This window comes from uncultured Maricaulis sp. (assembly GCF_963975345.1).
Classification (GTDB): Bacteria; Pseudomonadota; Alphaproteobacteria; order Caulobacterales; family Maricaulaceae; genus Maricaulis.
On sequence record NZ_CAXBGE010000003.1, the window covers coordinates 212,751 to 238,141 of the forward strand.

The following is a 25,391-nucleotide window of genomic DNA, read 5'->3' on the forward strand; positions in this document are numbered from 1 at the left end:
CGAGATCCGCTTGCACCGATAGAAAACGGGATGGCTGCCGGAACGTCAGAACTGCATCGAAACGCCGAGCAGAACTGCACGAGGCGCCCCCGGCCGCAGGCCGGCGGGCTGCCGTGCGACGGCATAGACCTCATCGGTGAGATTACGAACCGAAAGGCGAAGACGAACCTGTTCACGCATTTCATACCAAGCTGACAGATCGGCGACGGTGTGCCCTTCGACGCGTTGAGCTGGCGCAATCGCGCCTTGGCCAGCGACAGTGCGTACTTCTTCGACCCAGGACATCGCGACCTCGCCGCCATAGCGTCCGGCTTCGAGTCCGATAGCAACAAAGCCCTGTTGTTCAGGAATATAGGGCACCAGATCGCCCGCTTCGACGACGCCCCAAGGCTCATAGCCGGAATTGAACCCGGTCTGGAATTCGGCTTGCGTCCACGTATAGGCGCCGCGCAGCGGAACCGAGACGGACCAACCCAACATCGCTCCGAGATCGGCGTCAGCGGTCAATTCCAAACCGCGGACATCAACCTGACCGCCGTCAAACTGGTCGCCAATCGTACAGCCTCCACCGGTGGAATTGGTGCAGCTGCCGATCAGGTTTTCATACTGATTGAAGAAACCCACCGCCTCGACGCTCCAATGCGGCTGGCCATAGCGGGCGCCAAGCTCCCAATTGCGGGCATCTTCAGGCTCCTGGCTGGTCGAGCCGGGCGCCGGTGGCGCAAAGCCGCGATGGACGCCGCCGAAAAGCGAGAGGCTGTCGTTGACATCATAGCGCACGCCCAATCCGGGAATCAGGGCTTCAACGGTATTGGTGCGCACTGTCAGAGCGGCGCCGGTCCGGTCAGGGTCGACCTTGCCGAAATCCTCACGCCGTAGCTCAACATGCTCGTAGCGCAGGCCGGGCGTCAGCATCCAATTGCCGAAACTGATCTCGTCCTGGATGAACAGCGCGGTGGCCTCGGCGCTGTCGATCCGGTTGGAATCGGAGCCGGGTGCATCGACGCGCGTTTGGACCATCACGCCGTCATCAATCCGGAAGCGCTCAACCCACTGATAACGGTCCATGTCGTCGCGATGCACGCGCATGCCGACGCGCCAGGCATTGTCGGTGCGGCCCAGCGTCAGATCGCCGGCCAGTTCGAGCTGGATGCCCTCGGCCGAATAATCTCGGTTATTGTGTTTGACCCGTAAGGCATCATCGGCAGAAACGAAGCCGACGCCGCCGAGCACAACATCAAACGCGTCGGCGTAGGTAACCGGGTCCTCAAGCAGGGATGAGATCGAAACCGGGCTGGCCGCACCGGCACCGTCGGGATCAATACTGTCCAGCTTGAACCAGTCGCGGCTGAAGCGCGTTGAATACGCGACCGCCGACAAAACCAGTCCATTGGAAAACTCGCCGCTATAGCGCAGCGACAGCTCGCTATGGTCGGCATTCATCTGGTCAAGCTGGCTGCCGGCATAGCGCCGGAACGGGTCGGCGGCGAAATCTGCGTCGGTCAGGCCGAGATAGGTCTCGTCGGAGACCTCGTCGGAGACCTGGCCCTTCAGCTCGAACATATGGTCGATGCCAGCGGTGGAGAATTCCAGTCGCAGCTTGCCGACATAGTCTTCGATTTCATAGCCGGTCGAGGCCCCCTCGAAGCCGTCAATCGTCTTGAACCCGTCGGCGCTGTCGAGATAGGCCTCGATCAGGCCGCCAATCCGGACACCATTGTCCAGCTGCGTCATGCCACCGGCAAAGCCATGACCGCGACGAATACCTTCATCGCCGGCCCACAGGTCGAGCTCACCGGAAAATGTCTCGGGAACCGGGGTCGAAAACAGGTTGAGCGAGCCGCCCTGGGTGCGTGGGCCATAGCGAACGCCCGCTGCGCCCTTGATCACTTCGATACCGGCCATGCGGCCTGTGTGCGGGAAGTAATAGGCCGAAGGCGCGGCATAGGGCGCCGGCGCGATCAGAACGCCGTCCTCCATCAGGGTGATTTTCTCGGAGCGGTCGAGCCCGGTGCCGCGCATTCCGATATTCGGGCGCAGGCCATAGCCATCTTCTTCCTGGAAATTGACCCCGGCGACAGTCCGCAACAGCCGCGTGATATCGGCATAATCGTGGACGGCGAGGTCTTCAGCGTTGAGCAGGTCTGCCGACCCGGGTATCGAATTGGGGTCACCGGTCAGGCCGATGACCGAGATCACCTCGATTTGGGCGCTGCCCGAAACATCGGGCTGGGCCCAGGCCGGCATGGAGAAGGCGGCCAAGGCTGTGGCCGATAGAAGTGCGATACGCATGGGGACCCCTGAATGCTTTGCAATTGCGACTGATCCGCAGGTACGGGAAATTGCAGGGGCCGTCCAGTAATAATGCAAATGAGTTGCAGTTTTATTCTCAGCGGATCACGCGCACAAAAAAGGCCGGATCGAAACCCGGCCTTCTTCGTCTCATGCTGCCGAGACGGCTATTTTGGCGGCATGCGCGCGCCGGCATCGAGGCGGACGCATTCGGCATTGATGTAATCGCTGGTGACCATGAAGGCGACGAGATCGGCGTATTCGGCCGGCGTGCCAAAGCGCTGCGGGAATTGCAGGTGGGAGGCGAGGGAGACTTTCACTTCCGGCGGCATTTGCTGATAGATCGGCGTCTCGAAAAAGCCTGGCAGGATCGTGTTGACGCGAATGCCTTCGCGCGCCAGGTCGCGTGCCATCGGCAGGGTCATGCCGTAAATCCCGCCCTTGGAGGCGGCATAGGCAACCTGGCCGATCTGACCGTCCTGGGCAGCGACCGAAGCGGTATTGACGATCACGCCGCGGCCCGACCCGCCCTTGGGATCAAGCGACATCATGCCGGCCGCCGATTTGGCAGCACAGATGAAGGAGCCGATCAGATTGATTGAGATCACTTTGGTGAAGGCGGCAAATCCGTGCGCGGCGATCTCACCGGTCGAGGAGGAGCGGCGCGCCGTCTTCTCGGCCCAACCAATCCCGGCGCAATTGACGAAAACACGTTCCTGGCCATGGGCCGCGCGCGCCTTGGCGAAACCGGCATCGACACTGGTTTCGTCGGCGACATTGACCTGACAGAAGACGCCGCCGATTTCCTGCGCGATCATTTCGCCGCGATCGGCATTCATGTCGAAAATGGCAACCTTGGCACCGTCGGCGGCAAGACGGCGGGCCGAGCCTTCGCCAAGCCCGGAAGCGCCGCCCGTGACAATGGCGGCAATGGAAGCGTCAATTTTCATCGGTTCATTCCCTTGCGTGGATTGGCACATCGCCAATCGAAATCTCTGCTCAGGGGCGTAACGAAAACCCGCTGCCTCTGCAAGCGGGGCGGCTTGCCGCATTGCCGCCTTCTCTGCCGCCCCGGCCAATGTTAGAGCTGGCATTGACCTCACAATCTCGCCTGGAGAAACCTGACATGACCGGTGCCTATGCCCTTCTTCTCCATGGCGGAGCCGGCGTGCTCGCTGATCACGGCTATCCCGATCAGATCGTCCACATGCGCAAGCTCGCCGAACTCGGCAAAGCCATGCTGGCCTCGGGCGAGACCGCGCTCGACACCGTCACCGAGATTGTGCGTCAGCTTGAGGCCTCCGGCCTGTATGTCGCCGGCAAGGGCGCTTCGCCGAACAAGGCCGGTCGCTATGAACTCGATGCCGCGATCATGACCGGCCATGACCGCAAGGCCGGCTCGATCGCGGCGCTGACCGGTTTCGTCAGCCCGGTGCTCGCCGCGCGCGCGGTGATGGAGACGACGCCGCATGTCATGCTCGCGGGGCGCGGTGCCGACGCCTTTGCGATGCAACAAAATCTGGAACGCGTCGACAGCGTCAATGATTATTACACCCCCGCCGCGGCGCCCGATGACCGGGCGATGGCGACCGGAACCGTCGGCTGTGTCGCCCTCGACCGCGCCGGGCATCTGGTCGCGGCGACTTCGACCGGTGGCACGTTGAACAAGATGGAAGGCCGGATCGGCGATTGTCCGGTGATCGGCTCGGGCACCTGGGCTGACAGCGAGGTGGCAATCTCCTGCACCGGCCAGGGCGAGTATTTCCTGCGCACCGCGACGGCCAAGGATGTTGCGGCGCGGATGGCCTATGGCGGCGTTGATCTGGAAACCGCCTGCCAGGCCGCAATCGCGGATGTCGGATCGCTTGGCGGTGAGGGCGGGCTGATCGCCGTCGACCGGCACGGCAATATCGCCCAGCCCTTCAATTCGCCGGGCATGAAGCGCGCCGTTGTCCATGCCGACGGGACGATAACGGTGGATATTCATTAATCAGGCCGATTCTCCTTCGGTGCGCTCGTCTTTGTTGGTTGGGTCCGTCATGGCTAAAAAACCTAATAATGCGACAGAAACTGACATGCACATGGTCGTGGGCATGGCCACCACAGTATGGGGCAAAGTCGAAATATTGATCCAAGATGCTTTTGTCCAAGCTGTCGACCCAACAGGGATCGGAAGTGGTGCCGCAGCACGGGCTTTTTGGGAGGTAGTCTCATTCAAAGGCAAACTGGATATGACCAACGCCGCAATGAGACACACCATGAAAACGATGCCACATCTGCAGGCCCGGTGGACAAACCTCTACAACAGGGCGATCCGCGAATCCAAAAAGCGAAACGAACTGGCCCACGGCGAGGTTATGCGAGAAAGCAAGAACAACAACAGCGGGACGATAACGACCGAAATCGTATTCCGTCCCTACTGGTTCAAAGAAACGTTCAAGGGACAAGACAGCCGCGATTACGAGCCCTTAAAGCGCACCGCCCAAGAGATTGTGGAATTTATCACAAAACTCAGCACCCTCACCAGAGACCTCAAGGTCTTCTTGTCCGATCTCCGCGCAGAGCAGCTAGAATCGCTTCCTGAACAACTAGAACGTCGGTTGGATTCAGCGAAGTCTCGAGTGCGCCGCCCAACAACCCCGCCAGAAGAGCCATCTCAGGCGTGATTTCAATCGCCCAGTTTTCTTCGCGACTCATGGCATGTTCAACGCGCGATCCGCACGATAAATTTTCGGTCATCTGGCCAATCTTAGCGTCGGCTTAACCTCGCCATCATACCGCCATCTGGGTGCGTATAGTGTTGCCCTTTGCCTCGTGAGGTGTTCCCCGTGACGATCCGACTTTGTCTGACTGCCCTCGTTATGATGTTTGGCCTCGGCGCTCCGGCGATGGCGCAGGGCGAACCCGAGTTTCGCGGCGAGTATGGCGATTGGCGGGTCTTCACCCGTTCAAGCGATGACGGGCTGGTCTGCTACACGCTGAGCCGGCCGCGCGATTCAACGCCGCTCGCCTATGCCCATGGCAATGTCTATTTCCTGGTCTCGTCCTGGCAGTCGGGCTCGGTCTCCGAACAGCCCAGCCTTCTGGTTGGCTATGATCTGCGCCCCATCAGCCCACCGCAAATCCGCCTCGGCTCCAGCCGCTTCGACCTGTTTGTCGACGGGCAGGAAGGCTTTCTCGACAATCTGAGCGACGAGCCGTCACTGATCCGGGAAATGCGACGTGGCTCGACCATGCGTGTCACCGGCACGACAAGCGATGGCATTGCCACCGCCTATGAGTTCTCGCTCAGCGGTGTCACGGCAGCGCTGCAGCGCGTCTCGACCCTGTGCGACTAAAGCACGGCAGGCCAGAACGCGATTAGGCCGGGCCGCGCTTTTGTGATATTGCGCGCGGCTTCTGAACTTCTGAACGGTCCGTCTACGATCATGAGCCATGCGCTGAACATCGCGGGTGCCAATGCACCCCGCATCGATGCCGATACGCCGCCGCGCGCCTTGCCGTCTCTGGCGGGTATGGGGCGGGCCGAGTTGCGCGAGGCTGCGCTGGCCTGCGGCGTTGAAGAGCGCAAAGCGAAGATGCGCGCCAACCAGCTGTTTGGCTGGATCTATCATTACGGCAGCACCTCCTTCGACGAGATGACGAATATCGACAAGGAAACGCGCGCGATCTTCGCCGCGCATTACGTGCTCGACCGTCCGCGCATTCTCGAGCGCCAGGTCTCGACCGATGGCACCCGCAAATATCTGATCGAGCTGGCGCCCGGCGTCGAATGCGAAACCGTCTTCATTCCCGACGTCGCCCGCTCCGGTGCCCTGTGCGTCTCGAGCCAGGTAGGCTGCACGCTCAGCTGCACCTTCTGCCATACCGGCACCCAGGCCCTGGTGCGCAATCTGACCGCCGCCGAGATTGTCGCCCAAGTGATGATTGCGCGCGATGACTTGGCCGAATGGCCGAGCTCGAATGCCGACCGCAAGGTCACCAATATCGTCTTCATGGGCATGGGCGAGCCTTTGTATAATCTCGACCATGTTTCCGATTCGATCGATGTCATCTCCGACCCGGAAGGCATGGCGATCGGTCGTCGCCGCATCACCGTCTCGACCTCCGGCGTTGTCCCGAAAATCTCCGAGCTCGGCACGCGCACCAATGCGATGCTGGCGATCTCACTGCATGCCACCAATGACGCCCTGCGCGACGAGCTGGTGCCGCTGAACAGGAAATACCCGCTCAAAATGCTGATGGACGCGATCCGCGCCTATCCGGGGCTGAATAATTCGCGCCGCGTGACGTTCGAATACGTGATGCTGAAGGGCGTCAATGACAGTCTCGCCGAGGCGCGCGCGCTGGTGAAACTGCTCAAGGGCGTGCCGGCCAAGATCAACCTCATCCCCTTCAATCCCTGGCCCAACAGCCCCTATGAGTGCTCGGACTGGCCGAAAATTGTCGCCTTCGCCGATCTGGTCAACAAGGCCGGCTATGCCTCCCCGATCCGCACCCCGCGCGGCCGCGACATCTTCGCCGCCTGCGGCCAATTGCGCTCGGAAAGCAAGAAGGTGAAGGCGAGCGTGTTGAAAAAACAGCGGCTGGAAGCGGAAGCCGTCGCCGGGCAATGACCGCCGCCATCCTCTACCGCTGGCGCCTGAAACCCGGCCGTGAGACCGAGTTCCGCGCCGCCTGGGCCGAGGGCACACGCCTGATCCATCAGCGCTGCACATCCTATGGTGCCCGCCTGCACGAAGGCGAGGACGGTCTGTTCTGGTCCTATGCGCTGTGGCCATCGGAAGAGGTGCGCAAGGCCTGCTTTGCAAATCAAGACTGGTTCTCGCAGGACTGTTTCAAGACCATGCAGGCCTGTATCGAAGAGCGTTTCGACGAAATCCGCCTCACCCTCACCGATGATGCCCTGACGCCGCCAACCCCGCGCCTCGAGCCGGTCCTGCTGAGCACGGAGCGCCTGTTTTTGCGGCCAATGGCGTTTGAGGATTGCGAGGCTTTCCTGCCAGCGCTGTCCGATCCTGAGACGATGGAATACTGGTCGCGCGGACCGATGCAGAGCCTGGATCAGGTCCGCGACTATCTCAGCTGGAATATTCGCGGCGATGGTGTCGAGAGCTTCGTATCGGTGCTCAAATCCGCTCCGGACGAACCGCTCGGCTGGCTGGTGCTGATGGACCGCAAGAATAATTGCGCCGAGTTCGGCTATATGTTCCGTCCCGACGGCCAGGGCCAAGGCTATGCCCGTGAGGCGGCTGTCGCTGTCGTTGAGCACGGTTTCCAGACCCGCGAATTGCGCCGCATCTATGCCGATACCGATCCGGACAATGCCGCCTCGATCCGCCTGCTCGAAGCGCTCGGTTTCAAGCTTGAAGGCCATTTGCGCGCTGCTTGGGAAACCCATATCGGCGTGCGTGACAGTCTGATTTTCGGACGGCTACAGACCGATATGACCGCCGCCGATCAGGCCGGTTTGCGGAAGCGGTAGACGAAGCGGTCGGTATGCCGGCGCAGGCCCTCAGCGAAGACACTGCGGGTGCGGTCGTCTTCGGGATTGGCGAGCATGTCGCTTTCGCCGTCGAGCACGAAGCCGGCCGCCATCACCTCGTCGCGCACCAGCTGGGAATCGATCCGGTGAGTGTCATTGACGAAGGTCAGGCCGGAGCCGGCTGGCGCCTGGTGATCAATCACGATGAACACGCCGCCAGGCCGCAGCGCATCGAAAATCGCCTGGTTCATCGCCACCCGGTCGGTGCCGTCATAGCCGGTGTCGTGATAGAACAGCACCAGGAAAGCGGCATCAAGCGGCTCGTCAATCGCGGCGTCGAAATTTTCAATCGTATCGACGACGCGGGTCATATTGCTGCGCGACTCGGCCAGCGCACCCAGTGCGGCATTGCTGTCGGGAAAGCTTTCGGCGATCCAGCTCGGATTGAAGGCGTAGACATGCCCTTCCTCACCAACGGCCGTCGAGAGCACACGGGCGTAATAGCCACCGCCCGGTGCGATATCGGCAACGCGCCAGCCATGCTCGATCTCGGCAAAAGCGAGCACTTCGGCCGGGTGGCGATTGACGTCGAGCAGGCGATCTTCCTCGGGGCGCGAAGCATCGGCCAAGGCCGCTTCGATTACCGCCGGCATCGGATCAGCTTGCGGCGCCATGGCCTCGGGGGCTGGCGCAGTTTCGGCAGCAGGGGCAGCCGGCGTCTCGGCCGCAGGCGAACAGGCGGCCAGCGCAAGGGCGGCGGCAGACAGGCAGAATAGAAGGCGCATCAAATTTCCCCCGGGAATGTTCTTCACGACAGGGCCAAGGCCCTGTTGGTTTGATGATCGCTGACGCAGCGCCAGAATCCAATCAATTCACCGTGAGTCGAATCGCGGCCCAAATGATTCAAGCCTTTACGCTTGGGAAGGTTTTTTCTGGCATCAAGGGCGCGGGTCCGGAGACTGATGTCTTCGGTGACCGGGGGAGATTGAATCATGCAATTCATGCTCGCAATCGCGGCCATTATGGCGCTCGGCGCCGCTCTCATCTACCGCGCGGAAAGCCGCCGCGAGGATTGATCCCGCCGCGCTGCTGCCAAACACTTGCACTTCGCCGCCGGGGCCGTTTATCTCGGCAAACCAATTCTGCCGCGAAGGGCTCGCCATGCTGCTCCACCACGCCACCTGGCCTGAAGTCGAAACCTATCTGAAGCGCTGCAAAGGCATCGTGATTCCGATCGGTTCAACTGAACAACACGGCCCCAATGGCCTGGTCGGCACCGATGCGATCTGCCCGGAAGTGATCGCCACCGAGGCTGGCGCCGAAGCCGGTTTTCTCGTTGGCCCGACCTTCAATGTCGGCATCGCCCAGCACCATCTCGGCTTTGCCGGCTCGATGACGCTGCGCCCCTCGACCATGATCGCGGTCATCAATGACTGGACCGAAAGCCTGCTGCGCCACGGCTTCAAGCGGATCTATTTCTTCAATGGCCATGGCGGCAATATCACCACGATCAGCGCCGCCTTCGCCGAATTCTACGCCCAATGGTCGCTCGATGCCGAGCCCTGCCCGGCAAAGCTGATGCAGCGAAACTGGTGGGAATTGCCCGGCGTGATGAACACCTGCCGCTCCCTCTTCCCGGTTGGCGAAGGTTCACACGCAACCGCCTCGGAAGTCTCGGTAACGCAATATGCCCTGCCGCAGGCGATCAAATCGGTCGAAATGAGCCCGAAAATCGCCCCCTCCGGTGGCTTCACCGATGCCGCCGACTACCGCGCCAAATTCCCCGATGGCCGCATCGGCTCTGACCCCTCTCAGGCGACGCCGGAGAAGGGCGCCCAGATCGTCGCGGTCGCCAAACAGGCGCTGATCGCGGATGTCTCGGACTTCTTCGACCGCCAATTTCCGCTGACTTCTGCCTGATAAACCGCACCGGGCAGAGGGGGTGCGCTGAAATTCAATTCAGCCTAGTTTGGTGCCAAGCACGGGTTGGAGCCATGACGATGCGATATCTGCCATTCCTGATCGCCTTGCTGACCTGCGCGGCCTGCGTCCAGGACGACCAGCCGGAGGCTTGGGCCCACTTGCCCGAGCCGGTCACCAATAACGCCGTCGCCGGCGTCGAGCTGGATGGTCACCTGATGGCCTATTCCTTCGCTGGCCTGCATGCCGGCAAGACCTGGCGCGATGTCACCGCTGACGCCTATGCCTGCGATCTCGACGCCCGAACCTGCCGCGAAATCGCCGGCCTGCCCGACGGCATTGGCCGCCTCGCCTCGGTCGCCGTCAGCGTGGACGGCCAGATCTATATTTTCGGCGGCTATACCGTTGCCGAGGACGGCAGTGAGGCCTCAACGCCGGAGGTCTGGCGCTTCGATCCCGCCACCGAAACCTACACCCGCATCACCGACATGCCCGTCCCCGTCGACGACACCATCGCCCTGCCGTTCGAGGATCGCTACATCTATCTGGTCAGCGGCTGGCACGACACGGACAATACCGATCTGGTCCAGGTCTATGATGTGGAAGACGACCGCTGGTTCCAGGCGACGCCATTTCCCGGCGCGCCGGTGTTTGGTCATGCGGGAGCGATGGGGGCGACGGGGCAGATTCTGGTTTGCGGCGGCACGGCGGTGATCCCGCCGGTCGAGGCCGGCGGGCGGCGCAGTTTCGAGGCGACGGATGCCTGTTGGGTGGGATTTGTCAGCGATGACCCATCCGACATCATCTGGCACGCCGCCGACCCTGTCCCGGGCGGCCCCTTTTACCGTGGAGTTATGGTGGTTCGGGAACCGCTCTTCACTAACGGTGCAATTCTCCTGGCCGGATCCGGAAACGCATATAATTACGACGGCATTGGCTATGACGGTGCGCCGGTTGCCCCCAGAGGGGATCGCGTTCTGGCATTCCCTGACCTCGTTGATCCGTGTGTACCCAGCGAGGTAACCCTTCATTGGGAGACGGGCCCGGCATCGGTCGGAAGACTCGGAATCATGGACGTTCGTGGTACCGCAGGAGAATTCATACTCGGTGGTATGACAGCGGATCAGTCCGTGAGTGATGCCGTTATTCGCTGGACCCACGCCGACCTGGATATTTTCAGGATCCGTCACGGCGGCTGCGGATTTCGATAAAATCGGACGGGACATGCACCTGCTTCAAGGAAGCAGGTGCGTGTCCCGACTTGGTGAAACGGTCAGTGACCGGATCGTCAGGGTTCCTGACCTGGCTCTCGCGCGTTCGATCATCAACCCGACCCCAGCTTGTGTGCAGCCGAGACAGTGGTGAAGCGACGCTGTCTCAGCGTGGAAACCGCAATCGAAGTGGCACAAAGCTCATGATTTCACTGAATCACTCGATTGAAATCGCGAACGTTATCTCGAGACTGCCCCGCAAGCGCCGGGCAGGGGCATCCCTGAAACTCTTGCCAAGCAAGGCGCCAGACTGGAATTGTCTAGTCAAGGGTCATGACCGCGAAGCGGCGCTGCGCGCCCTTGACTAGACAATTCCAGTCTGGCCGGATCTCGGCATGGGTTTGAGGGCAGAGTGTGGCTGCCCGGGCCTTACCCATCTCAACAAAACGGGGCACTCACTTCCCCCGGAGGAGCGCAGCGAATTCCGGGGCCTGCCACCGGTTGGGAGCCGGGCTGGATTCCCCCCGGCAGGCCCCGGCACAAGGCCGGGGGAATGGGAGATTTTGGGTTATTGGATAAGGCCCCAGCCCGGGACGTGCGGGAATTCTTGCCGTCACCTCGCCGCAAGCGCGTGTGCTCCGGTCTTTGCGGCAGCTCACCAATAAACGTGAAAGTATGCTTCCGAACTGCGGGATGCCGGCTCTGAAGTCCCCCAACCGGCAAGTTGATCCAAATTCACGCCTCTGGCACGCAACTGCGCCTCGACGAAGCGCATGGTTGCGATGCTTGCGTGGCAGAGCGCGTCGTAGGTGACCTGCTCTTCACCACAGAACTTTAGATCTGCGCTCTTCTCGAAGACGAATCGTAGATCCTCCGCAGCGCCGCGCGAGATACACAGATCAGGCCGGTCCTCGAAGCCAATCACCGTCAATTCACAACCCATCAGCGTACGATATGAAGCGGCCGCCAGGGCATGCATGAGCGCAATGTGAATCACATCAGGAATGCGCAGAACAGCCCCGCGCCATCGAAGCCCGATCGGACCCGTCACCCATTGCGGCCACTCATGTTTCTTTGGCGCGAGGTGGGAGCCAGCTTCGTTCCAGACTAACTCCTGCGGGTAAAACTCAATCATGCCAAACCCTTGGCTGGAAAGCGGGTAATTGGGAAAGATGCCCTCATGCAGGCATTATTTGGCTCTCAATATGAAATACCAAATCCCATTCACAACAACCGCCAGCAGCACTATACCGACCGCCAACCAGGGCCAAATTTCCATGAAATCTTGCCCCAGCACAAAGGGCGCGGCGAGAGAACCGATCACGGACACGCCGACGAACAGCAAGAAAAACTGAAAAATTCGCTTCATCGATCGTCGCTTCTCACTCTTGTGAACGCGCTTGAATCTCCCGGATACGTGCGTATTGCCTAGTAATCTGTGATTTAACGGGCTCCACCGCGCAAGCATTCTCGGCCATATGCTCGTCGACTTCGATGTAGTGCACGGTCGTTATTTGGTGGGGAGGCTCAAACCTGCCTGCAACATTCGCGAACCCGGTTTCGAGCGCGACGGAAATGCACTCGTCAAAAGCGCCATCGTCCAAATTCACCTGTAGCAAACCGCCCTGTTCATCGCCCAACACATAGCCTTCTTCGGTGATGCGTAGCCTGCCTGAAATCTCGTAGTCACCAGCCCGCATGTCGGGAAGCCGCTCACGAAGATCACCCGTTGGCACCAATACCCATGAGTGCCCTGCGCCGCAGCCGCCCAAGACGCCACAGACAATTAGCACCAGCCGCCAGTTAAATATCGTAGGCATGTTCCCTCCCGACGGTCCCGCTCCAGCCAGCCACGCTGGCATGTCCGCAGGCTAGGCAGCAATCAGAATAGACTCAATTGCCCTCACACCACCCGCACCTCACCCCCGACAACCTCAACCCCAACCCCGGTCAGCCCATAGCCCACGGCCGGTCCACCGACACAAACTCCGTCGCTGGCAGCAAAGCTCGCCCCATGCACCGGGCAGACGATGAACTGCCCCTCGTGCAGCATCACCTTGCCGCCGGGCAGGTTGAGCGGTCTCTGGGCGTGGGGGCAGGTGTTGAGGAAGGCGGTGACGAGCTGGCCGCGGCGGACCAGGATGATGGCGCCGTCATTCCAGGCTGAGGCCCGGGCGCCGGGGTCGGGCAGGTCGTCGAGGCGGCCCAAGACCGTGCCAGGCGGCGGCAGGCTGCTCATGGATTGAGGTCGACCGGCGGGTTGAACACCCATTTATAGGGCGCGGCCTCAACCGATTGGAACAGGCCGGCGAGGGCGTAGGGGTCTTGCGCCAGCCAAGCATCGAGCGCGGCGCGGCTCTCCATCTCAACGATCAATAGCGAGCCGGCCGGTTTGTCATCGCTGCCGAGCCAGGGGCCGGCGGCCTTGATTCGCACGCCAGCGGCGGTCAGCCAGGCCAGATGCGCCGGGCGGTTGGCGAGGCGGATGTCGAGGGCGTTTGGCTTGTCACGGGTGTGGACGAGGTAAAGCATCAGGCGGATTCCAGCGTGAAGGGGCGGGCGAGCAGGGCTTCGATGGCGGCGTCGACCGTCGTGCGCCCGGCGAGGACCTCATTGACGGCCTCGCAGATCGGCATTTCAACGCCGCATCGTTTCGCCAGCGCAACGACCGCCGGGGCGCTCGCCACGCCTTCCGTGACCGAGCGGCGGCTGCCTAGAATATCGTCCAGATGCACGCCGCGCCCGAGCGCCAGACCGCAGGACATATTGCGCGATTGCGGCGAGGAACAGGTCAGCACCAGATCGCCCAGCCCGCACAATCCGGCCAGTGTCTCGCGCTGGGCGCCGAGCGCCATGGCCAGCCGCGTCATCTCGGCAAAGCCGCGCGCGATCAGGGCCGCATGGGCCGATTTGCCCAGCCCACGCCCTTCGACAATGCCGCAACCAATCGCCAGCACATTCTTGACCGCGCCGCCGATTTCCGCGCCGATCAGATCGGTCGCGAGATAGGGCCGGAAACGCGGCGTGCCGAGCGCTTCGATCAGGGCGGCGCCGATTTTCTCATCCTTGCAGGCGAGCGTCACCGCCGTCGGCAGACCTTGGGCGGTATCGATCGCAAAGCTTGGCCCCGACAACACCGCCGGGATCGCCGAGGGCAGGGTTTCGCTCAGCACTTGGCTCATCATCGACAGGCTCGATTGCTCGATGCCCTTGGCGCACAGAATGACCGGCAGGCCGCGCTTGGCGAAGGGGGCGAATTTTTCCAGCGTCGCGCGCAAATGCTGCGCCGGCGCTACCGCCAGCACCGCGTCACAGACATCGAGATCGGCCATCGCCGTGACGGCGGCAATGTTGGGCTCGAGTGCCACACCGGGTAGGTAGATGGTGTTCTCGTGCTGGTTATTGATCACGTCGGCGACGTCCTGCTCGAAGGACCAGATCAACACGTCGCGACCGGCCTTGGCCGCCGTCTGTGCCAGCGCCGTGCCCCAAGCTCCGGCGCCGATCACGCCTATGGTTTGAAAATCTGTCACGCCTTTGGTCCCTTTCGTCCCGAGCCAATCACCGGGTCCAATCTGGCTGAGGCGGCGTCCAAAGGCCAGCGCGCCCGCGCCGGTGCGTCGAGACCATCGGTTTGCCCGCGCCGCAAATGTTCGATCCCGGCCAGCGCGATCATTGCCGCATTATCGGTGCACCAGCGCATCGGCGGAGCGATCAGGCGGAAACCTTCCTCGCGCGCCGCTGTTTCGAGCGATTTTCGCACCGTCTGATTGGCCGCGACGCCGCCGGCGACGACAAGAGGCAGTGGGCGGGTAGTCAGCGGGTAGTTAGCAGCAAACTCGCGCATGGCCCGCCGTGAACGAGTAGCCAGTGTACGCGCGATGGCCGTTTGCACCGATGCAGCAAGGTCGGCGCGGTCCTGATCGCTGGGGTTTTCGAGCCCGTCCCAGATCTGACGCGCTGCGGTTTTCAACCCCGCAAAGGAAAAATCGCAACCCGGACGGCCCTTTAGCGGGTTGGGCAGAGCAAAGCGCTTGGCATTGCCGCTCGCAGCGCACCGCTCCAGCGCTGGACCACCGGGAAACCCCAACCCCATAACCTTCGCCGTCTTGTCAAACGCCTCGCCGGCCGCGTCATCCAAAGTCGAGCCCAGACGCCGGTAGATCCCGAAATCTTCTACACAAATCAACTGCGTATGACCGCCGGAGACGAGCAGGAGCAAGTAGGGGAAATCGAGATTCTCGCTCAAACGCGGCGACAGCGCGTGTCCTTCAAGATGATTGATCGCAATCAAGGGCTTGCCCGAGCCAAGCGCCATCCCCTTCGCCGTCATCAAAGCCGCCATCACCCCACCGATCAGCCCCGGTCCGGACGTCGCAGCAATGCCGTCAATATCCGCCAGAACAAGCCCCGCTTGGGTCAAAGCCTGCTCGGCCAGCCCTGACATGGCTTCCGCATGCGCCCGCGCCGCGATCTCCGGCACGACCCCGCCATAGGGCGCATGCGCTTCGGTCTGCCCGAGAATGAGATCGGACAACACCTCGATCTCGCCTGTGGCGGATCGGCGCAGCACGGCGGCTGCGGTCTCGTCACAGCTCGATTCAAGCCCGAGCACGGTCAGCATACCGTCTTGCGCGACAGGGGATGGCGAGGCTAAGTCCATGTCTGATCGATAACCTTACCGCCGGGATCCCGCAACGTGCCGCTACCGTCCAAACCCATGCCCATCGCCACCCGGCGCTCTCCGCTTGCCCTTGTACAGGCCCGCGACGTCCAGGCGCGCCTGGCCCGCGCGCACGGGGTTGAGGATGCCTTGCGCGAGACCGTCTTCCCGATCCTCGGCCTGCTGAGCACCGGTGATCAGATCCAGGATCGCGCCCTGATCGAGGCCGGCGGCAAGGGCCTGTTCACCAAGGAAATCGACGAAGCCCTGCTGGAACGCCGGGCCGCATTCGCCGTCCATTCGATGAAGGATGTCCAGACGCAATTGCCAGACGGCGTTGAACTGGGCGCGATTCTCGAGCGCGAAGATGCCCGCGACATGCTGCTCGCGCGCGGCGGCGAAACCCGGCTCGCCGATCTTCCGCGAGGCGTGGTGATCGGCACCGCCAGCCTGCGGCGGCAAGCTCAGGCACTGCATGCCCGGCCCGACCTGTCGGTGGTGGTGCTGCGCGGCAATGTCGACACACGCCTAGGTCGGCTCGCATCCGGCGAAATTTACGCCACATTCCTGGCCCGCGCCGGCCTCAACCGGCTCGGCCGCAAGGAGGCACACGCCGAACCGCTGGCCCTGTCCGAAATGCTCCCCGCCGCCGCCCAGGGCGCGGTTGGTGTCGCGATTCGCGGTGATGATGACCGCGCACGCGAGCTGTTATTGCCGCTCAATCATCGCGAAACCGAGCTGACAACCTTGGCCGAGCGCGCCTTTCTGGCAAGGCTCGACGGCTCCTGCCGCACCCCGATCGCGGCACACGTGCATATCGAATCAATGGACTTCACCGGCGAAGTTTTGACTCCTGATGGTCAGGTCCGTTGGCGAGAGCAGATGCGATTCGACATGAAAACAGCCACCAGAACCAGCGCAATAGCCGCCGGCCAGTCATTGGGCCAGGCGGTCAGGGACGCGGCGGGAGATCAACTCGCTATCGCGCTTGGCGGCGCATGACGGTTCTGGTCACCCGCGGTTGGCCCGGTGCTGAACGCACCGCATCAGGCCTGCGCGCGCGCGGCATTGACCCGATCATCGCACCGGTGCTCGACATCAGTTTTCGCGCCCGCATTGATGTCGATCTGGTGCAGATCCAGGCTCTGATTTTCACCAGCGGCAATGGTGTCCGTGCTTGGGGTCCGAGACGGCCGGAGCGCGATCTGCCGGTTTTCTCGGTTGGCGACAACACCGCCGCCGATGCCCGCAAGATCGGATTTCGCAAGGTTTATTCGGCCGATGGCGATGTCCACGACCTGGCCGCGTTGATCCAGCGCAAACTGAAGCCGCAAGACGGTGCGCTGCTTCATGTTCGGGGCATCCATGTCGCCGGCGATCTGGCGGGTGAGCTGAAGTCGGAGGGCTTTCAGGTGCGCGATGCAATCGGTTACGGCGCGGTCGCCGTTGATGCCCTGCGAGAAGACGCCATCGCCGCCATCCTGTGCGGCGCGCCGGTCGCGGTTCTGATCCATTCGACACGCGGCGCGAAGACCTTTCTCGACCTGGTTCGCAAATTCGGACTGCAGCCTTGGCTGAAATCGGTCACCGCCTACGGCATCAGCGCCAATGCGTTGAAGCCGCTGGAAAACGCCGGCTTTGCGAAACTGATCGCGGCGCCACAGCCGAATGAAGACGCGCTATTGGACCTGCTGGTCCATCCCTTGGAACTGGCGCCGCTCGGCAACGCATCATAAGGTGCGAGAAACCTAGCTGAATCGCGTATTGAGATGGCCGATCCCAACCCGAATCCCGATCCCGAACCGGTCGACGCCGAGTTCGAACCCGCCAGTGACCTGCCGGAGCCAGACAGCTCACGTAGCGGGCGCAGGGGTGTGGGCGGCGCGACCGTCGCCCTGCTGTTTGTGCTGGCCACCTTGGCGGGCGGCGGACTCGGCTTTGTCGGGGCGCACTATTTTCCTGCTTCCAGTACGGGCGATGCCGGCGCTGCGGCCGAGCGCGCAGCGCTAACCGGGACGATCACAACGCTGGAAACCCGGCTGGCCACGCTCGAAGACGAGAGCCCGGCGCAGGCCGCACAATCGGCGCTGGCTCAACCGGTCGCTGCGATCAATGCCCGGCTCGACGCGCTGGAGGCTGCACCGACAGCGACAGGGCCGGACCTGACTTCCCTTGAAGCACGCCTGGCCGCGTTGGAAACCGCCACACCCGCAAGCCTTGGCAACGCCCGCGTCGACGCGGCGCTGGAGCAATTCGCCGCCCGTCTCGACAGCGCCGAGAGCGAACTGGCCGATCTCGGCATTCTGGCGCGGCAGACCGCCGACGCCTCGGCTCAGGGCACTCAAGCTTCGGTCGATCCGCTGCTGCTGCAAAACCTGTCCGATCGATTGGCTGCGCTGGAGACGGCGCAGGATATCGCTGCGGCTACGGGTGATCCCATTGCCGATCCGCAAACCGCTCTCCTCGCGGCACGCATCGAACAGCTCGAGACGGGGCTGACCGAAACCCGCACCCTCGCGCAAACGGCCCAGACCACCGCTGACGCTGCCGCCCAGACTGCGGCGCAGACGCGGCCCTCGACCGATACCGGTCAAGCCTCGCGCCAGCTCGCGGCTCGCGCCCTTGCGCTGAGCGCTCTGCGCGATATCGCCGGGACCCATGAGGGTTTTGAAGCTGAACGTGCGGCTCTGGCCCAGCTTTGGCGTGGCAATGCCGATCTGGCCGCAATGGCCAGCTATGCCCGCGCCGGCGTGCCGACGCTCGACGATCTGACCGCTGATTACCCCGGCGATGCAATCCGCGATGCTGCTGGACCGGGCCGGATATTCTTCGGCCTGATCGAAGTGCGCCAAGCCAATCCGGGCACAGCCGATACCGGTGCGATGGCGATTTCGGCGCTGGCGGAAAACCGCCTCGCCCTGCGCGATCTGGAAGGCGCGGTCGCGCTGACCGAACGGCTGGATGCGACCTCGCTGCCGGCGGCGCAGGACTGGCTGATCAGCGCCCAAGCGCGGCTCGATCTTGACCGGCGCCTGTTGTCACTGCGTCAGGCTTTGGCCGAGGCGGCCGCCGCCCAGGGAGAGGATCCGTCATGATCCGCCTGATTATTGTTGTCATCATCGTCATTCTGACCACGGCATTGGGGGCTTTCCTTGCGCTCAATCCAGGCCATGCCAGTTTCGAGTTTCTCGGCACGCAGATGGAGATGCCGTTCGTCGTCGCCGCTGGCGCGCTGATCCTGTTTTCCTTTTTGATGCTGGTGACTTGGTGGGGGATCTACATGTTGTGGACCTCGCCGGACAAGGTGAAGTCCTTCCTGTCGCGCCGCCGCCGCGAGCAAGGTTATGACGCCCTCGAACGTGCCCTGATCGCCTCCGCCGCCGGTGATGGTGAAGCTGCGGTGCGTCAGGCTGCGCGCGCCGATGCCTTGCTCGACCGACCCGCTCTGTCTCGCCTGCTCGCGGCGCGCGCTGCCGAAGCGGCTGGCCATCCGGAGCGCGCGGAAACCCAATATGAGGCCCTGCTCGAAGATCCGCGCACCCGCGTCGTCGCCCGCCGGGGCTTGACCCAGCTTGCGCATGATCGCGGCGATCTGGAAGCCACCGCCGAACATGCCGCCGACGCCTTCGACAAGGCCAAGGGAGCGCGCTGGGCCTTTGATGCCCTGTTTGACGCCCAGGTCGCCCAAGGCCGCTGGGACGCCGCGCTGGAAACACTCGGCGAGGGTGATCGGCGCAAGCATATCGCCCCAAACATCTCCAAACGCCGCCGCGCCGTATTGTTGACCGCCTCGGCTCTGGCCAGCGAAGCGACCGACACAGACCACGCCCGCGATCTGGCCGAAGCAGCCTGCCGAGCCGCGCCGGGCTACGCCCCCGCCGCCAATCTCGCTTCGCGGCTGTTGACGGCGGCGCGCAAGTACAAAAAGGCCTCCGACGTGCTGGAGGCGAGCTGGACCCTTGCGCCACACCCGGCGATCGCCCGCGCCTACCGCGACCTGCGCAAGTCCGACACCAAGGTGAAACGGCTTGAGCGTCTCAAGGGCCTCGCGGCGCTGCAGCCCGAGCATCGCGAAAGCAAGCTGGTGCTGATCGATGTCGCGCTGGAAGATAATGACGCCGTCATAGCTCGGACCCTGATCGCCCCGCTGATCGCCGATGGCGCGCCCAGCTCGCGCCTGTGCGCTCTGGCGGCGCGGCTGGCACGGCTTGAAGGCGAAGATGAGCAGGCCCGCCGCTGGATGGCCCGCGCCGCCCACGCCTCGACAGAAGCCGACTGGTCGGACATGGATCCGGACGGACGTGCCTTCCCCTATACGGCGGATGACTGGAAGCGGATGGTCTATACCTATGGCGATGAGGGCCGGCTGATCCACCCGCGCTATGAGCGCTATGAGCGCAATGCCGAAGCGGTACCGGAAACAGCTCTGCTGGAAGCGCCGCACAAGCGTGGCCCCGCCAAACTCGCCGCCTATTTCGAAGCGCCGCGCCCACCCGACGATCCGGGCATCGATGATGACGGCGAGGATTCGGGGCTCGGCCGATGAGGCCCAGGCCCTTCCTGCTCGCCGTTGTCGGCGGCTCCGCATCGGGCAAGACCCGTCTGGCCCACGCTCTGGCCGATCATTTCGCCGACCACGATGCCTATGTCATTCCGGAGGACGATTATTACGTCGATGCCGGCCATCAGCCGGGATTTGTCGCCGCAACCTTCAATTTTGACGAACCCGCGGCCAAGGATCATGCCCTGCTCGCCAGCCATCTCGCCGCCCTGCGCGAGGGCCAGCCGGTCGACGCGCCGCAATATGATTTCACCACACATTGCCGCTGCGACAAGACTGTCGAGCGTGCGCCGGCTGGCGTGCTGATTGTCGAGGGCCTGCATCTGCTGGCGAGCCCGGAGCTGGCGGCGCAGTTCGATCTCACCATTTTCGTCGATGCCTGTGACACCACGCGCCTGGCCCGCCGGATCCAGCGCGATGTCGCCGAACGCGGCCGCACTGAGGCTTCCGTCAAACACCAATTCAATGAGATCGTGCGCCCGATGCATGCCCTGCATGTCGAGCCGCAGCGCGACGCCGCCGACCTGGTGGTGGAGAATATGGGCGCCCCGGATTTCAAAGCGCTGGCCAAACCAGTCGTCGACCGGATCGGACAGCGGCGGGACGCTCCGCTCAAGCTCTGACCGCATCGCTGATGCCGATACTGCCGGGGGACTTGCTCCCCCGCCCGTTCGCAGCTAGTTTCCGCCGCCTCTCGCCAGACTACCGGTGGAGAGCCCCTAGGTATGCCGCATTAGCTCAGCTGGTAGAGCAACGCATTCGTAATGCGTAGGTCAGGTGTTCGAGTCACCTATGCGGCACCACTCTTTCTTATGGATTTGAGGGCGACCCCTGATTGGACCTCGCCAGTTTCGGCCTGCTAGTCCTGCTTTCGGCGCGGCCATGTCAGGGTCGGCCTGACTGGAATCGCTTTCCCTTCAAGCTCAAACCCCACGGCCACCATCCAGGGCTTATAGTCCTGGAATTTGGTCGAGAAGGCGACGACAACTTGCTGTGGAAAGATATCCTCAATCGGCTTGCTGCGCCCCGGCCAGATGCGGAATTTGATTCGGACGAATTCGCGTCCGGAGCTGAGCTTCACCCGACCCATGTTTGACGGCTTGGACAGAAAAATCCCGGGAAATTGTTCGTAAAAATCCTGCATCAGGGTGATCGCAGTCTGTTCGGCTTCACTCTGCATTGCGGCATCACCGGGCAAATTCACGTCAACAATACAGCGCAAATATCCGCGCGGGTAATTGATGACATTGGCGATTGTTCGGTTCGGGATGAACACGATGGCACCATATGAATTCTCGAGCTCAACGAAGCGCATCGAAATCGATTTCACGATCCCGGTCTGGGTTGAAATTTCCACGAGATCTCCGACGTCCAGGAGGTCGGAAAAAATAAAGGTGACGCCATTGACGACGTCCTGCACGACGCCTTGCGAGCCAAAGCCGATCGCCAGGCCGAGCACTGAGGCACTGGCCATGTAAGCCGTCAGCGACACGCCGAATTCGTGCAGGATCAGGCCCAGGGTCAAGAAATAGAGGACAAAGACGGCAACACTGGAGAGCAGGGAGGCAATCGAATGAAATTTCTGATGCTTGCGACCGACAGCGCTATTGGTGAGGAGCATAAAGAACAAGCGGGTCAGGCGGACGAGGGTATGCGTTGCGATCGCGATCGCCACGAAGACCAGCAATCGCCCATAGAGCGGCAGCCCGGCCATGAAATTCCAGAATTCGTCCAAGCTGTAATCTCCCGTGGAATTGGCGCCGTGACCTTCCGGGTTAACCGTAGCGGTCGGTCCTGGAAGACGCAGGTCTACCGATTGGCGCGCGCGCCCATGGCGGTCAATTGCTCCGGCGTCGCCGGGGCCTGGAAGTCTCGTTTCCAGTCGGCATAGGGCATGCCGTAGACGCGCTCGCGACCCGCTTCGGGGGCAAGCTCAATGCCGTGTTCCTCTGCGGCGGCGGCGTACCACTTGCCCAGGCAATTCCGGCAGAAGCCGGCCAGGATCATCAGGTCGATATTCTGGACATCTCTGTTGGCATCGAGATGCGCCAACAGGCGGCGGAAAGTGGCCGCGTCGAGGGCGTCCTGTTCGGCAGCCGGCAAATCTTCGTGTCGCATCGTGTCTAATCCCGTCGCAAACTGTTGGAGCCAGATGGATCAATTGCCCCGGATGATACTGCCCAATGGGCCGAGTACCGAGCCTTCACCCTGGCCGGAGCCGGTGACGGGCATATTCGCCATGATGCGACCGGCGAGGCGTGAGAAGGGCATGGACTGCATCCAGACTTGGCCAGGCCCCTTCAACTTGGCAAAAAACACGCCCTCACCACCGAAAATCATCGATTTTACATTGCCGGCGCGCTCGATCTCGAACTCGACTGTCTTGGTGTAGGCGACCACACAGCCGGTATCGATGTGGATCTCTTCGCCCGCCGCCAGTTCGCGCTCGACCAGGGTGCCGCCGGCATGAATGAAGCACCAGCCATCGCCCTCAAGGCGCTGCATGATGAAGCCTTCGCCTCCGAACAGGCCGGTCATGATTTTTTTCTGCAACGCAATTCCGATCGAGACGCCTTTGGCGGCGACCAGAAAACTGTCTTTCTGGCAGATCAGCTCGCCATCGACATCTGGCAGATGGACCGCGATGATGGTGCCGGGAAAAGGGGCCGCGAAGGCCGCTTGCGCTTTGCCCTGGCCCTGATGCGTGAAGGCGGTCATGAACAGGCTCTCGCCAGTCAGAAGCCGTTTGCCGGCCCCGGCCAACGCGCCCATGAAGCCCTGGTTCTTCCTGGAGCCATCGCCGAATACTGATTCCATGGCGATGCCGGTCGACTTGTACATCATGGCGCCGGCTTCCGCGATGACGGTCTCGCCCGGATCCAGTTCGATTTCGACGAATTGGATGTCTTCGCCGCAAATCTTGTAGTCGATTTCGTGTGCGTCGCGCATTGGCGTCTCCCCCGCTTCAATATCCGCGATTATAGCGTTGGCGGGAGAGGAAATGTAAGGTGCTTGATACGCTCTCAGCGTCTGAAGGCGATCAGATGCTGAGAAAATCGCCCGTGTCGGCGGCGGTTCGGATGACTTGTGCCAAGTTGACTGACGCCCGGCCACGTTCGATCTTGAAACTGTCATTTTTGTCGAGGCTCGCCGTTTCCTCACCGAGATAGGCGCGGTCGACTGCCATCGAGCCTGACAGAACCAGAAGCGGCGTATCGCCGGCGCTATCGCGCGCGATTTCAAGCGTTTCGGTGGGATGAACCGAGTCGGGCAGCCGCAAATCGAGCAGAATCAAATCGAACCCGCCGCCCTGCATACGCAGCTTGGCTTCGCGCAAAGTTCGCACGACCTCAAAGGAAATGTCGAAATCACCGGCCTCGCAGACAGCGTTCTGAACGAGCATTGCGTCTGCAAAGTCGTCTTCCACGTGCAGCACGTGTAGCGCCTGGTTGGCCATGTCGAATCTCCCTCCACCCGAGTTTCGCCGAGTTGCGTTATTGAAGCGTTTACAGAAAACCGTAAGCGGTGAATTTAAAGCCATTATTGCATTCGTGGCGGGCCGACTTTCCGATTTCAGAACGTTCAAAGACCTCAAATTTGGAGCCGCTTCACCGGCGTCAAATTCAGCGGTACGGGACTATAGACCAGCGGGTGCGACCAATCCGGCGCGGGCGGCAGCGGCCAGCACTGTATTGCGCAACAGCATGGCGATCGTCATCGGCCCGATACCGCCGGGAACCGGTGTAATCCAGCCGGCATGGCCGACAATTTCATCAAAGGCGACATCGCCAACCAGCCGGGTGCGGCCCTCGCCGCGCTCGGGCGCATCAATCCGGTTGATGCCGACATCGAGCACGCAGGCGCCCGGTTTGACCCAGTCGCCGCGCACCATTTGCGGCCGTCCGACGGCGGCAACCACGATATCGGCGGAGCGGGTCAGGGCCGGTAGGTCATGGGTGCGCGAATGGGCAATAGTGACGGTCGCATTTTGCTCGAGAAACAACAGCGCGGCCGGCTTGCCGACCAGGATGGAGCGGCCGATCACCACGACCGACTTGCCGGATAGCGAGCCCAGCGCACGTTCAGCCAGCAGGACACAGCCGGCTGGCGTGCACGGGCGAAGCCCAGGCTTGCCAAGCAGCAGACGTCCCGCGCTCGCCTCGGTCAGCCCATCGACGTCCTTGTCCGGGTCAATCGCCGCGATCACGGCATTCGAATCGATGTGAGTGGGCAAGGGCATCTGCACCAGAATGCCATCGACATCGGCGTCGTCATTGAGGCCGCGCACGATGGCAACCACTTCCGCCTCGGCGACATCGGCCGGTCGACGAATCTCAATCGAAGTCATGCCGGCCGCCTCGGTCCGTTTGACCTTGGAGCGAACATAGACATCGCTGGCGGGATCATCGCCAATCAGCACGACTGCGAGGCAGGGCGCCCGGCCGAGCGCCTTGGCGAGCCCGGCTGCAGCCTTGCCGGCGCGGGCATCGATTTCGGCCGCAATAGCCTTGCCGTCGATCAATTCAGCGCTCACCCCTGAACTCTCCCTTCAATTCCGCCCATCACCGCAACCAGCCGTTTGAGCGTTGCTGTGTCGGCGGTTACCCGCACCGTCTTCAGCCGCGACGTCGAGCCGCGGATCACCTCGATATCGCGCTTCGGCACGCCAAGAAACTGCGACATTGCGACAATCAGCGCTTGGTTGGCCTTGCCCTTCTCGGGCACGGCGCGAACGCGGACGCCGAGATGGCACAGCCCGTCTGCGGTTTCGGTCACCCCTTCAACGGCATCCTTTGACGCGTTAGGCGTCAGGCGGATGCGCAGCGTCAGGCCAGCTTCGTCCTCAATCCAGGCTCGGCTCACAGCACTCGCATGAGCATCGGCACGATATAGCCCTGCGCGAATGAGATCAGCAGCAGCAGAACAACCGGCGAGAAATCCATCCCGCCCAGATTCGGCAGCACGCGACGGATCGGCCCCAGGAGCGGCTCGGTCACCGTGTTGGATATGCGCCAGATCATGGCCACGAAGGGGTTGTGCGGGTTGACGACATTAAAGCTGATCAACCAGCTGAGAACGACCGTGACGATCACGATGATCCACAGCAGACCCAAAATCGGATTGAGGAAATACACGACCAGAGCCTGGCCAAAGGACAATTCGAGCGGCATAGCAAATTCCGGAGCGATTAGAGACGACCGCGTGTGTAGCGGCCCTGCCGCGTCGCGTCCAGATGCGCGCGCTTGACAGCGCTCGCGC

30 protein-coding genes and 1 tRNA gene are annotated in these 25,391 nt (G+C 62.3%); 13 read left to right on the forward strand and 18 right to left on the reverse strand.

Translation table 11 applies throughout. The features are described 5' to 3' along the window. Positions 1–45: 45 nt before the first annotated feature. Positions 46–2,292 (reverse strand): TonB-dependent receptor, encoded by a 2,247-nt coding sequence (locus tag AAC029_RS04285; protein ID WP_339744318.1) that lies wholly within the window; start codon positions 2,290–2,292, stop codon positions 46–48. A gap of 167 nt (positions 2,293–2,459) precedes the next feature. Beyond that, entirely contained in the window at positions 2,460–3,242 is a 783-nt protein-coding gene (locus AAC029_RS04290) for an SDR family NAD(P)-dependent oxidoreductase (protein WP_339744320.1), read from the reverse strand. Between the two features lie 176 nt (positions 3,243–3,418). Between AAC029_RS04290 and AAC029_RS04295 the strand changes: the two genes are divergently transcribed. The 5 genes from AAC029_RS04295 to AAC029_RS04315 all read left to right on the forward strand — a co-directional run bounded on the left by AAC029_RS04295 (position 3,419) and on the right by AAC029_RS04315 (position 7,777). After that, entirely contained in the window at positions 3,419–4,282 is an 864-nt protein-coding gene (locus AAC029_RS04295; RefSeq protein ID WP_339744322.1) for an isoaspartyl peptidase/L-asparaginase, read from the forward strand. Positions 4,283–4,331: 49 nt separating this feature from the next. After that, entirely contained in the window at positions 4,332–4,958 is a 627-nt protein-coding gene (locus AAC029_RS04300) for a hypothetical protein (RefSeq protein WP_339744324.1), read from the forward strand. Between the two features lie 162 nt (positions 4,959–5,120). Further along, positions 5,121–5,630 (forward strand): hypothetical protein, encoded by a 510-nt coding sequence (locus AAC029_RS04305; RefSeq protein ID WP_339744326.1) that lies wholly within the window; start codon positions 5,121–5,123, stop codon positions 5,628–5,630. Positions 5,631–5,720: 90 nt separating this feature from the next. Then, a complete protein-coding gene (gene rlmN / locus AAC029_RS04310; RefSeq protein WP_339744328.1) occupies positions 5,721–6,908 on the forward strand; it encodes a 23S rRNA (adenine(2503)-C(2))-methyltransferase RlmN in 1,188 nt (395 codons plus the stop codon). Beyond that, entirely contained in the window at positions 6,905–7,777 is an 873-nt protein-coding gene (locus AAC029_RS04315; protein ID WP_339744330.1) for a GNAT family N-acetyltransferase, read from the forward strand. The genes rlmN and AAC029_RS04315 overlap by 4 nt, the downstream gene beginning before the upstream one ends. On the opposite strand, the gene AAC029_RS04320 is transcribed toward AAC029_RS04315, so the two are convergent. Further along, positions 7,753–8,562 carry a hypothetical protein gene (locus AAC029_RS04320; protein ID WP_339744332.1) on the reverse strand — a complete coding sequence of 270 codons (810 nt, stop codon included), beginning with the start codon at positions 8,560–8,562 and terminating at the stop codon, positions 7,753–7,755. The two genes, AAC029_RS04315 and AAC029_RS04320, sit on opposite strands and share 25 nt — an antisense overlap. 23 nt (positions 8,563–8,585) lie before the next feature. After that, positions 8,586–8,798, reverse strand: a complete 213-nt coding sequence (locus tag AAC029_RS04325; RefSeq protein WP_339744334.1) for a hypothetical protein — start codon at positions 8,796–8,798, stop codon at positions 8,586–8,588. A 140-nt stretch (positions 8,799–8,938) separates the two neighbouring features. On the opposite strand from AAC029_RS04325, the gene AAC029_RS04330 reads away from it, so the two are divergent. After that, entirely contained in the window at positions 8,939–9,697 is a 759-nt protein-coding gene (locus tag AAC029_RS04330; protein ID WP_339744336.1) for a creatininase family protein, read from the forward strand. A gap of 74 nt (positions 9,698–9,771) precedes the next feature. Beyond that, positions 9,772–10,908 (forward strand): kelch repeat-containing protein, encoded by a 1,137-nt coding sequence (locus tag AAC029_RS04335; protein WP_339744338.1) that lies wholly within the window; start codon positions 9,772–9,774, stop codon positions 10,906–10,908. A gap of 655 nt (positions 10,909–11,563) precedes the next feature. Here the strand turns inward: AAC029_RS04335 and AAC029_RS04340 are convergent. The 7 genes from AAC029_RS04340 to tsaD form a co-directional block, all read right to left on the reverse strand. After that, on the reverse strand, positions 11,564–12,043 hold the full coding sequence (locus tag AAC029_RS04340; RefSeq protein ID WP_339744340.1) for a hypothetical protein: 480 nt from the start codon (positions 12,041–12,043) through the stop codon (positions 11,564–11,566). A 54-nt stretch (positions 12,044–12,097) separates the two neighbouring features. Then, positions 12,098–12,277: a hypothetical protein gene (locus AAC029_RS04345; RefSeq protein ID WP_339744342.1), complete on the reverse strand. Its 180-nt coding sequence runs from the start codon at positions 12,275–12,277 to the stop codon at positions 12,098–12,100. 13 nt (positions 12,278–12,290) lie between these two features. After that, complete coding sequence (locus tag AAC029_RS04350) at positions 12,291–12,728, reverse strand: hypothetical protein (protein ID WP_339744344.1); 438 nt, start codon at positions 12,726–12,728, stop codon at positions 12,291–12,293. Between the two features lie 83 nt (positions 12,729–12,811). Further along, on the reverse strand, positions 12,812–13,147 hold the full coding sequence (locus AAC029_RS04355; protein WP_339744346.1) for a Rieske 2Fe-2S domain-containing protein: 336 nt from the start codon (positions 13,145–13,147) through the stop codon (positions 12,812–12,814). Next, complete coding sequence (locus AAC029_RS04360; protein ID WP_339744348.1) at positions 13,144–13,440, reverse strand: YciI family protein; 297 nt, start codon at positions 13,438–13,440, stop codon at positions 13,144–13,146. The genes AAC029_RS04355 and AAC029_RS04360 overlap by 4 nt, the downstream gene beginning before the upstream one ends. Then, positions 13,440–14,441, reverse strand: a complete 1,002-nt coding sequence (locus AAC029_RS04365) for an NAD(P)H-dependent glycerol-3-phosphate dehydrogenase (RefSeq protein ID WP_339744350.1) — start codon at positions 14,439–14,441, stop codon at positions 13,440–13,442. The genes AAC029_RS04360 and AAC029_RS04365 overlap by 1 nt, the downstream gene beginning before the upstream one ends. Beyond that, positions 14,438–15,571, reverse strand: coding sequence for a tRNA (adenosine(37)-N6)-threonylcarbamoyltransferase complex transferase subunit TsaD (gene tsaD, locus AAC029_RS04370; protein WP_339744352.1), 1,134 nt, complete (start codon positions 15,569–15,571; stop codon positions 14,438–14,440). The genes AAC029_RS04365 and tsaD overlap by 4 nt, the downstream gene beginning before the upstream one ends. A gap of 36 nt (positions 15,572–15,607) precedes the next feature. On the opposite strand from tsaD, the gene hemC reads away from it, so the two are divergent. The 6 genes from hemC (at position 15,608) to AAC029_RS04400 (ending at position 20,935) form a co-directional block, all read left to right on the forward strand. Beyond that, positions 15,608–16,573, forward strand: a complete 966-nt coding sequence (gene hemC, locus AAC029_RS04375) for a hydroxymethylbilane synthase (protein WP_339744354.1) — start codon at positions 15,608–15,610, stop codon at positions 16,571–16,573. Further along, the gene (locus AAC029_RS04380; RefSeq protein WP_339744356.1) at positions 16,570–17,307 is read left to right on the forward strand and encodes a uroporphyrinogen-III synthase; all 738 of its coding nucleotides are present in this window, start codon (positions 16,570–16,572) and stop codon (positions 17,305–17,307) included. Before hemC ends, AAC029_RS04380 begins: the two co-directional genes overlap by 4 nt. 33 nt (positions 17,308–17,340) lie before the next feature. Beyond that, a complete protein-coding gene (locus AAC029_RS04385) occupies positions 17,341–18,666 on the forward strand; it encodes a hypothetical protein (protein ID WP_339744358.1) in 1,326 nt (441 codons plus the stop codon). Beyond that, positions 18,663–20,117 carry a heme biosynthesis HemY N-terminal domain-containing protein gene (locus AAC029_RS04390; protein ID WP_339744360.1) on the forward strand — a complete coding sequence of 485 codons (1,455 nt, stop codon included), beginning with the start codon at positions 18,663–18,665 and terminating at the stop codon, positions 20,115–20,117. The genes AAC029_RS04385 and AAC029_RS04390 overlap by 4 nt, the downstream gene beginning before the upstream one ends. Continuing rightward, positions 20,114–20,755 (forward strand): uridine kinase, encoded by a 642-nt coding sequence (gene udk / locus AAC029_RS04395; RefSeq protein WP_339744362.1) that lies wholly within the window; start codon positions 20,114–20,116, stop codon positions 20,753–20,755. Before AAC029_RS04390 ends, udk begins: the two co-directional genes overlap by 4 nt. 104 nt (positions 20,756–20,859) lie before the next feature. Beyond that, positions 20,860–20,935: transfer RNA gene (locus AAC029_RS04400), tRNA-Thr, on the forward strand. Positions 20,936–20,991: 56 nt separating this feature from the next. Here AAC029_RS04400 and AAC029_RS04405 read toward each other — a convergent pair. The 7 genes from AAC029_RS04405 to AAC029_RS04435 all read right to left on the reverse strand — a co-directional run bounded on the left by AAC029_RS04405 (position 20,992) and on the right by AAC029_RS04435 (position 25,303). Further along, a complete protein-coding gene (locus AAC029_RS04405; protein WP_339744364.1) occupies positions 20,992–21,867 on the reverse strand; it encodes a mechanosensitive ion channel domain-containing protein in 876 nt (291 codons plus the stop codon). 74 nt (positions 21,868–21,941) lie between these two features. Then, positions 21,942–22,250 carry a DUF1244 domain-containing protein gene (locus AAC029_RS04410; RefSeq protein ID WP_339744366.1) on the reverse strand — a complete coding sequence of 103 codons (309 nt, stop codon included), beginning with the start codon at positions 22,248–22,250 and terminating at the stop codon, positions 21,942–21,944. A 39-nt stretch (positions 22,251–22,289) separates the two neighbouring features. Beyond that, complete coding sequence (locus tag AAC029_RS04415) at positions 22,290–23,081, reverse strand: TIGR00266 family protein (protein ID WP_339744368.1); 792 nt, start codon at positions 23,079–23,081, stop codon at positions 22,290–22,292. Between the two features lie 91 nt (positions 23,082–23,172). Beyond that, the gene (locus AAC029_RS04420; protein ID WP_339744370.1) at positions 23,173–23,589 is read right to left on the reverse strand and encodes a response regulator; all 417 of its coding nucleotides are present in this window, start codon (positions 23,587–23,589) and stop codon (positions 23,173–23,175) included. A 180-nt stretch (positions 23,590–23,769) separates the two neighbouring features. Beyond that, on the reverse strand, positions 23,770–24,666 hold the full coding sequence (folD, locus tag AAC029_RS04425; protein WP_339744372.1) for a bifunctional methylenetetrahydrofolate dehydrogenase/methenyltetrahydrofolate cyclohydrolase FolD: 897 nt from the start codon (positions 24,664–24,666) through the stop codon (positions 23,770–23,772). Next, positions 24,663–24,995 carry a DUF167 family protein gene (locus tag AAC029_RS04430; RefSeq protein ID WP_339744374.1) on the reverse strand — a complete coding sequence of 111 codons (333 nt, stop codon included), beginning with the start codon at positions 24,993–24,995 and terminating at the stop codon, positions 24,663–24,665. The genes folD and AAC029_RS04430 overlap by 4 nt, the downstream gene beginning before the upstream one ends. Then, a complete protein-coding gene (locus AAC029_RS04435; protein ID WP_339744376.1) occupies positions 24,992–25,303 on the reverse strand; it encodes a YggT family protein in 312 nt (103 codons plus the stop codon). The genes AAC029_RS04430 and AAC029_RS04435 overlap by 4 nt, the downstream gene beginning before the upstream one ends. Between the last annotated feature and the right edge of the window lie 88 nt (positions 25,304–25,391).

Bases quoted from the DNA above. Each gene is read 5' to 3' on its own strand.
- AAC029_RS04285 (WP_339744318.1), bottom strand. From the start codon at position 2,292: ATGCGTATCGCACTTCTATCGGCCACAGCCTTGGCCGCCTTCTCCATG.
- AAC029_RS04290 (WP_339744320.1), bottom strand. From the start codon at position 3,242: ATGAAAATTGACGCTTCCATTGCCGCCATTGTCACGGGCGGCGCTTCC.
- AAC029_RS04295 (WP_339744322.1), top strand. From the start codon at position 3,419: ATGACCGGTGCCTATGCCCTTCTTCTCCATGGCGGAGCCGGCGTGCTC.
- AAC029_RS04300 (WP_339744324.1), top strand. From the start codon at position 4,332: ATGGCTAAAAAACCTAATAATGCGACAGAAACTGACATGCACATGGTC.
- rlmN (WP_339744328.1), top strand. From the start codon at position 5,721: ATGAGCCATGCGCTGAACATCGCGGGTGCCAATGCACCCCGCATCGAT.
- AAC029_RS04315 (WP_339744330.1), top strand. From the start codon at position 6,905: ATGACCGCCGCCATCCTCTACCGCTGGCGCCTGAAACCCGGCCGTGAG.
- AAC029_RS04320 (WP_339744332.1), bottom strand. From the start codon at position 8,562: ATGCGCCTTCTATTCTGCCTGTCTGCCGCCGCCCTTGCGCTGGCCGCC.
- AAC029_RS04325 (WP_339744334.1), bottom strand. From the start codon at position 8,798: ATGGCCGCGATTGCGAGCATGAATTGCATGATTCAATCTCCCCCGGTC.
- AAC029_RS04330 (WP_339744336.1), top strand. From the start codon at position 8,939: ATGCTGCTCCACCACGCCACCTGGCCTGAAGTCGAAACCTATCTGAAG.
- AAC029_RS04335 (WP_339744338.1), top strand. From the start codon at position 9,772: ATGACGATGCGATATCTGCCATTCCTGATCGCCTTGCTGACCTGCGCG.
- AAC029_RS04340 (WP_339744340.1), bottom strand. From the start codon at position 12,043: ATGATTGAGTTTTACCCGCAGGAGTTAGTCTGGAACGAAGCTGGCTCC.
- AAC029_RS04345 (WP_339744342.1), bottom strand. From the start codon at position 12,277: ATGAAGCGAATTTTTCAGTTTTTCTTGCTGTTCGTCGGCGTGTCCGTG.
- AAC029_RS04350 (WP_339744344.1), bottom strand. From the start codon at position 12,728: ATGCCTACGATATTTAACTGGCGGCTGGTGCTAATTGTCTGTGGCGTC.
- AAC029_RS04355 (WP_339744346.1), bottom strand. From the start codon at position 13,147: ATGAGCAGCCTGCCGCCGCCTGGCACGGTCTTGGGCCGCCTCGACGAC.
- AAC029_RS04360 (WP_339744348.1), bottom strand. From the start codon at position 13,440: ATGCTTTACCTCGTCCACACCCGTGACAAGCCAAACGCCCTCGACATC.
- tsaD (WP_339744352.1), bottom strand. From the start codon at position 15,571: ATGGACTTAGCCTCGCCATCCCCTGTCGCGCAAGACGGTATGCTGACC.
- AAC029_RS04380 (WP_339744356.1), top strand. From the start codon at position 16,570: ATGACGGTTCTGGTCACCCGCGGTTGGCCCGGTGCTGAACGCACCGCA.
- AAC029_RS04385 (WP_339744358.1), top strand. From the start codon at position 17,341: ATGGCCGATCCCAACCCGAATCCCGATCCCGAACCGGTCGACGCCGAG.
- AAC029_RS04390 (WP_339744360.1), top strand. From the start codon at position 18,663: ATGATCCGCCTGATTATTGTTGTCATCATCGTCATTCTGACCACGGCA.
- udk (WP_339744362.1), top strand. From the start codon at position 20,114: ATGAGGCCCAGGCCCTTCCTGCTCGCCGTTGTCGGCGGCTCCGCATCG.
- AAC029_RS04410 (WP_339744366.1), bottom strand. From the start codon at position 22,250: ATGCGACACGAAGATTTGCCGGCTGCCGAACAGGACGCCCTCGACGCG.
- AAC029_RS04415 (WP_339744368.1), bottom strand. From the start codon at position 23,081: ATGCGCGACGCACACGAAATCGACTACAAGATTTGCGGCGAAGACATC.
- AAC029_RS04420 (WP_339744370.1), bottom strand. From the start codon at position 23,589: ATGGCCAACCAGGCGCTACACGTGCTGCACGTGGAAGACGACTTTGCA.
- AAC029_RS04435 (WP_339744376.1), bottom strand. From the start codon at position 25,303: ATGCCGCTCGAATTGTCCTTTGGCCAGGCTCTGGTCGTGTATTTCCTC.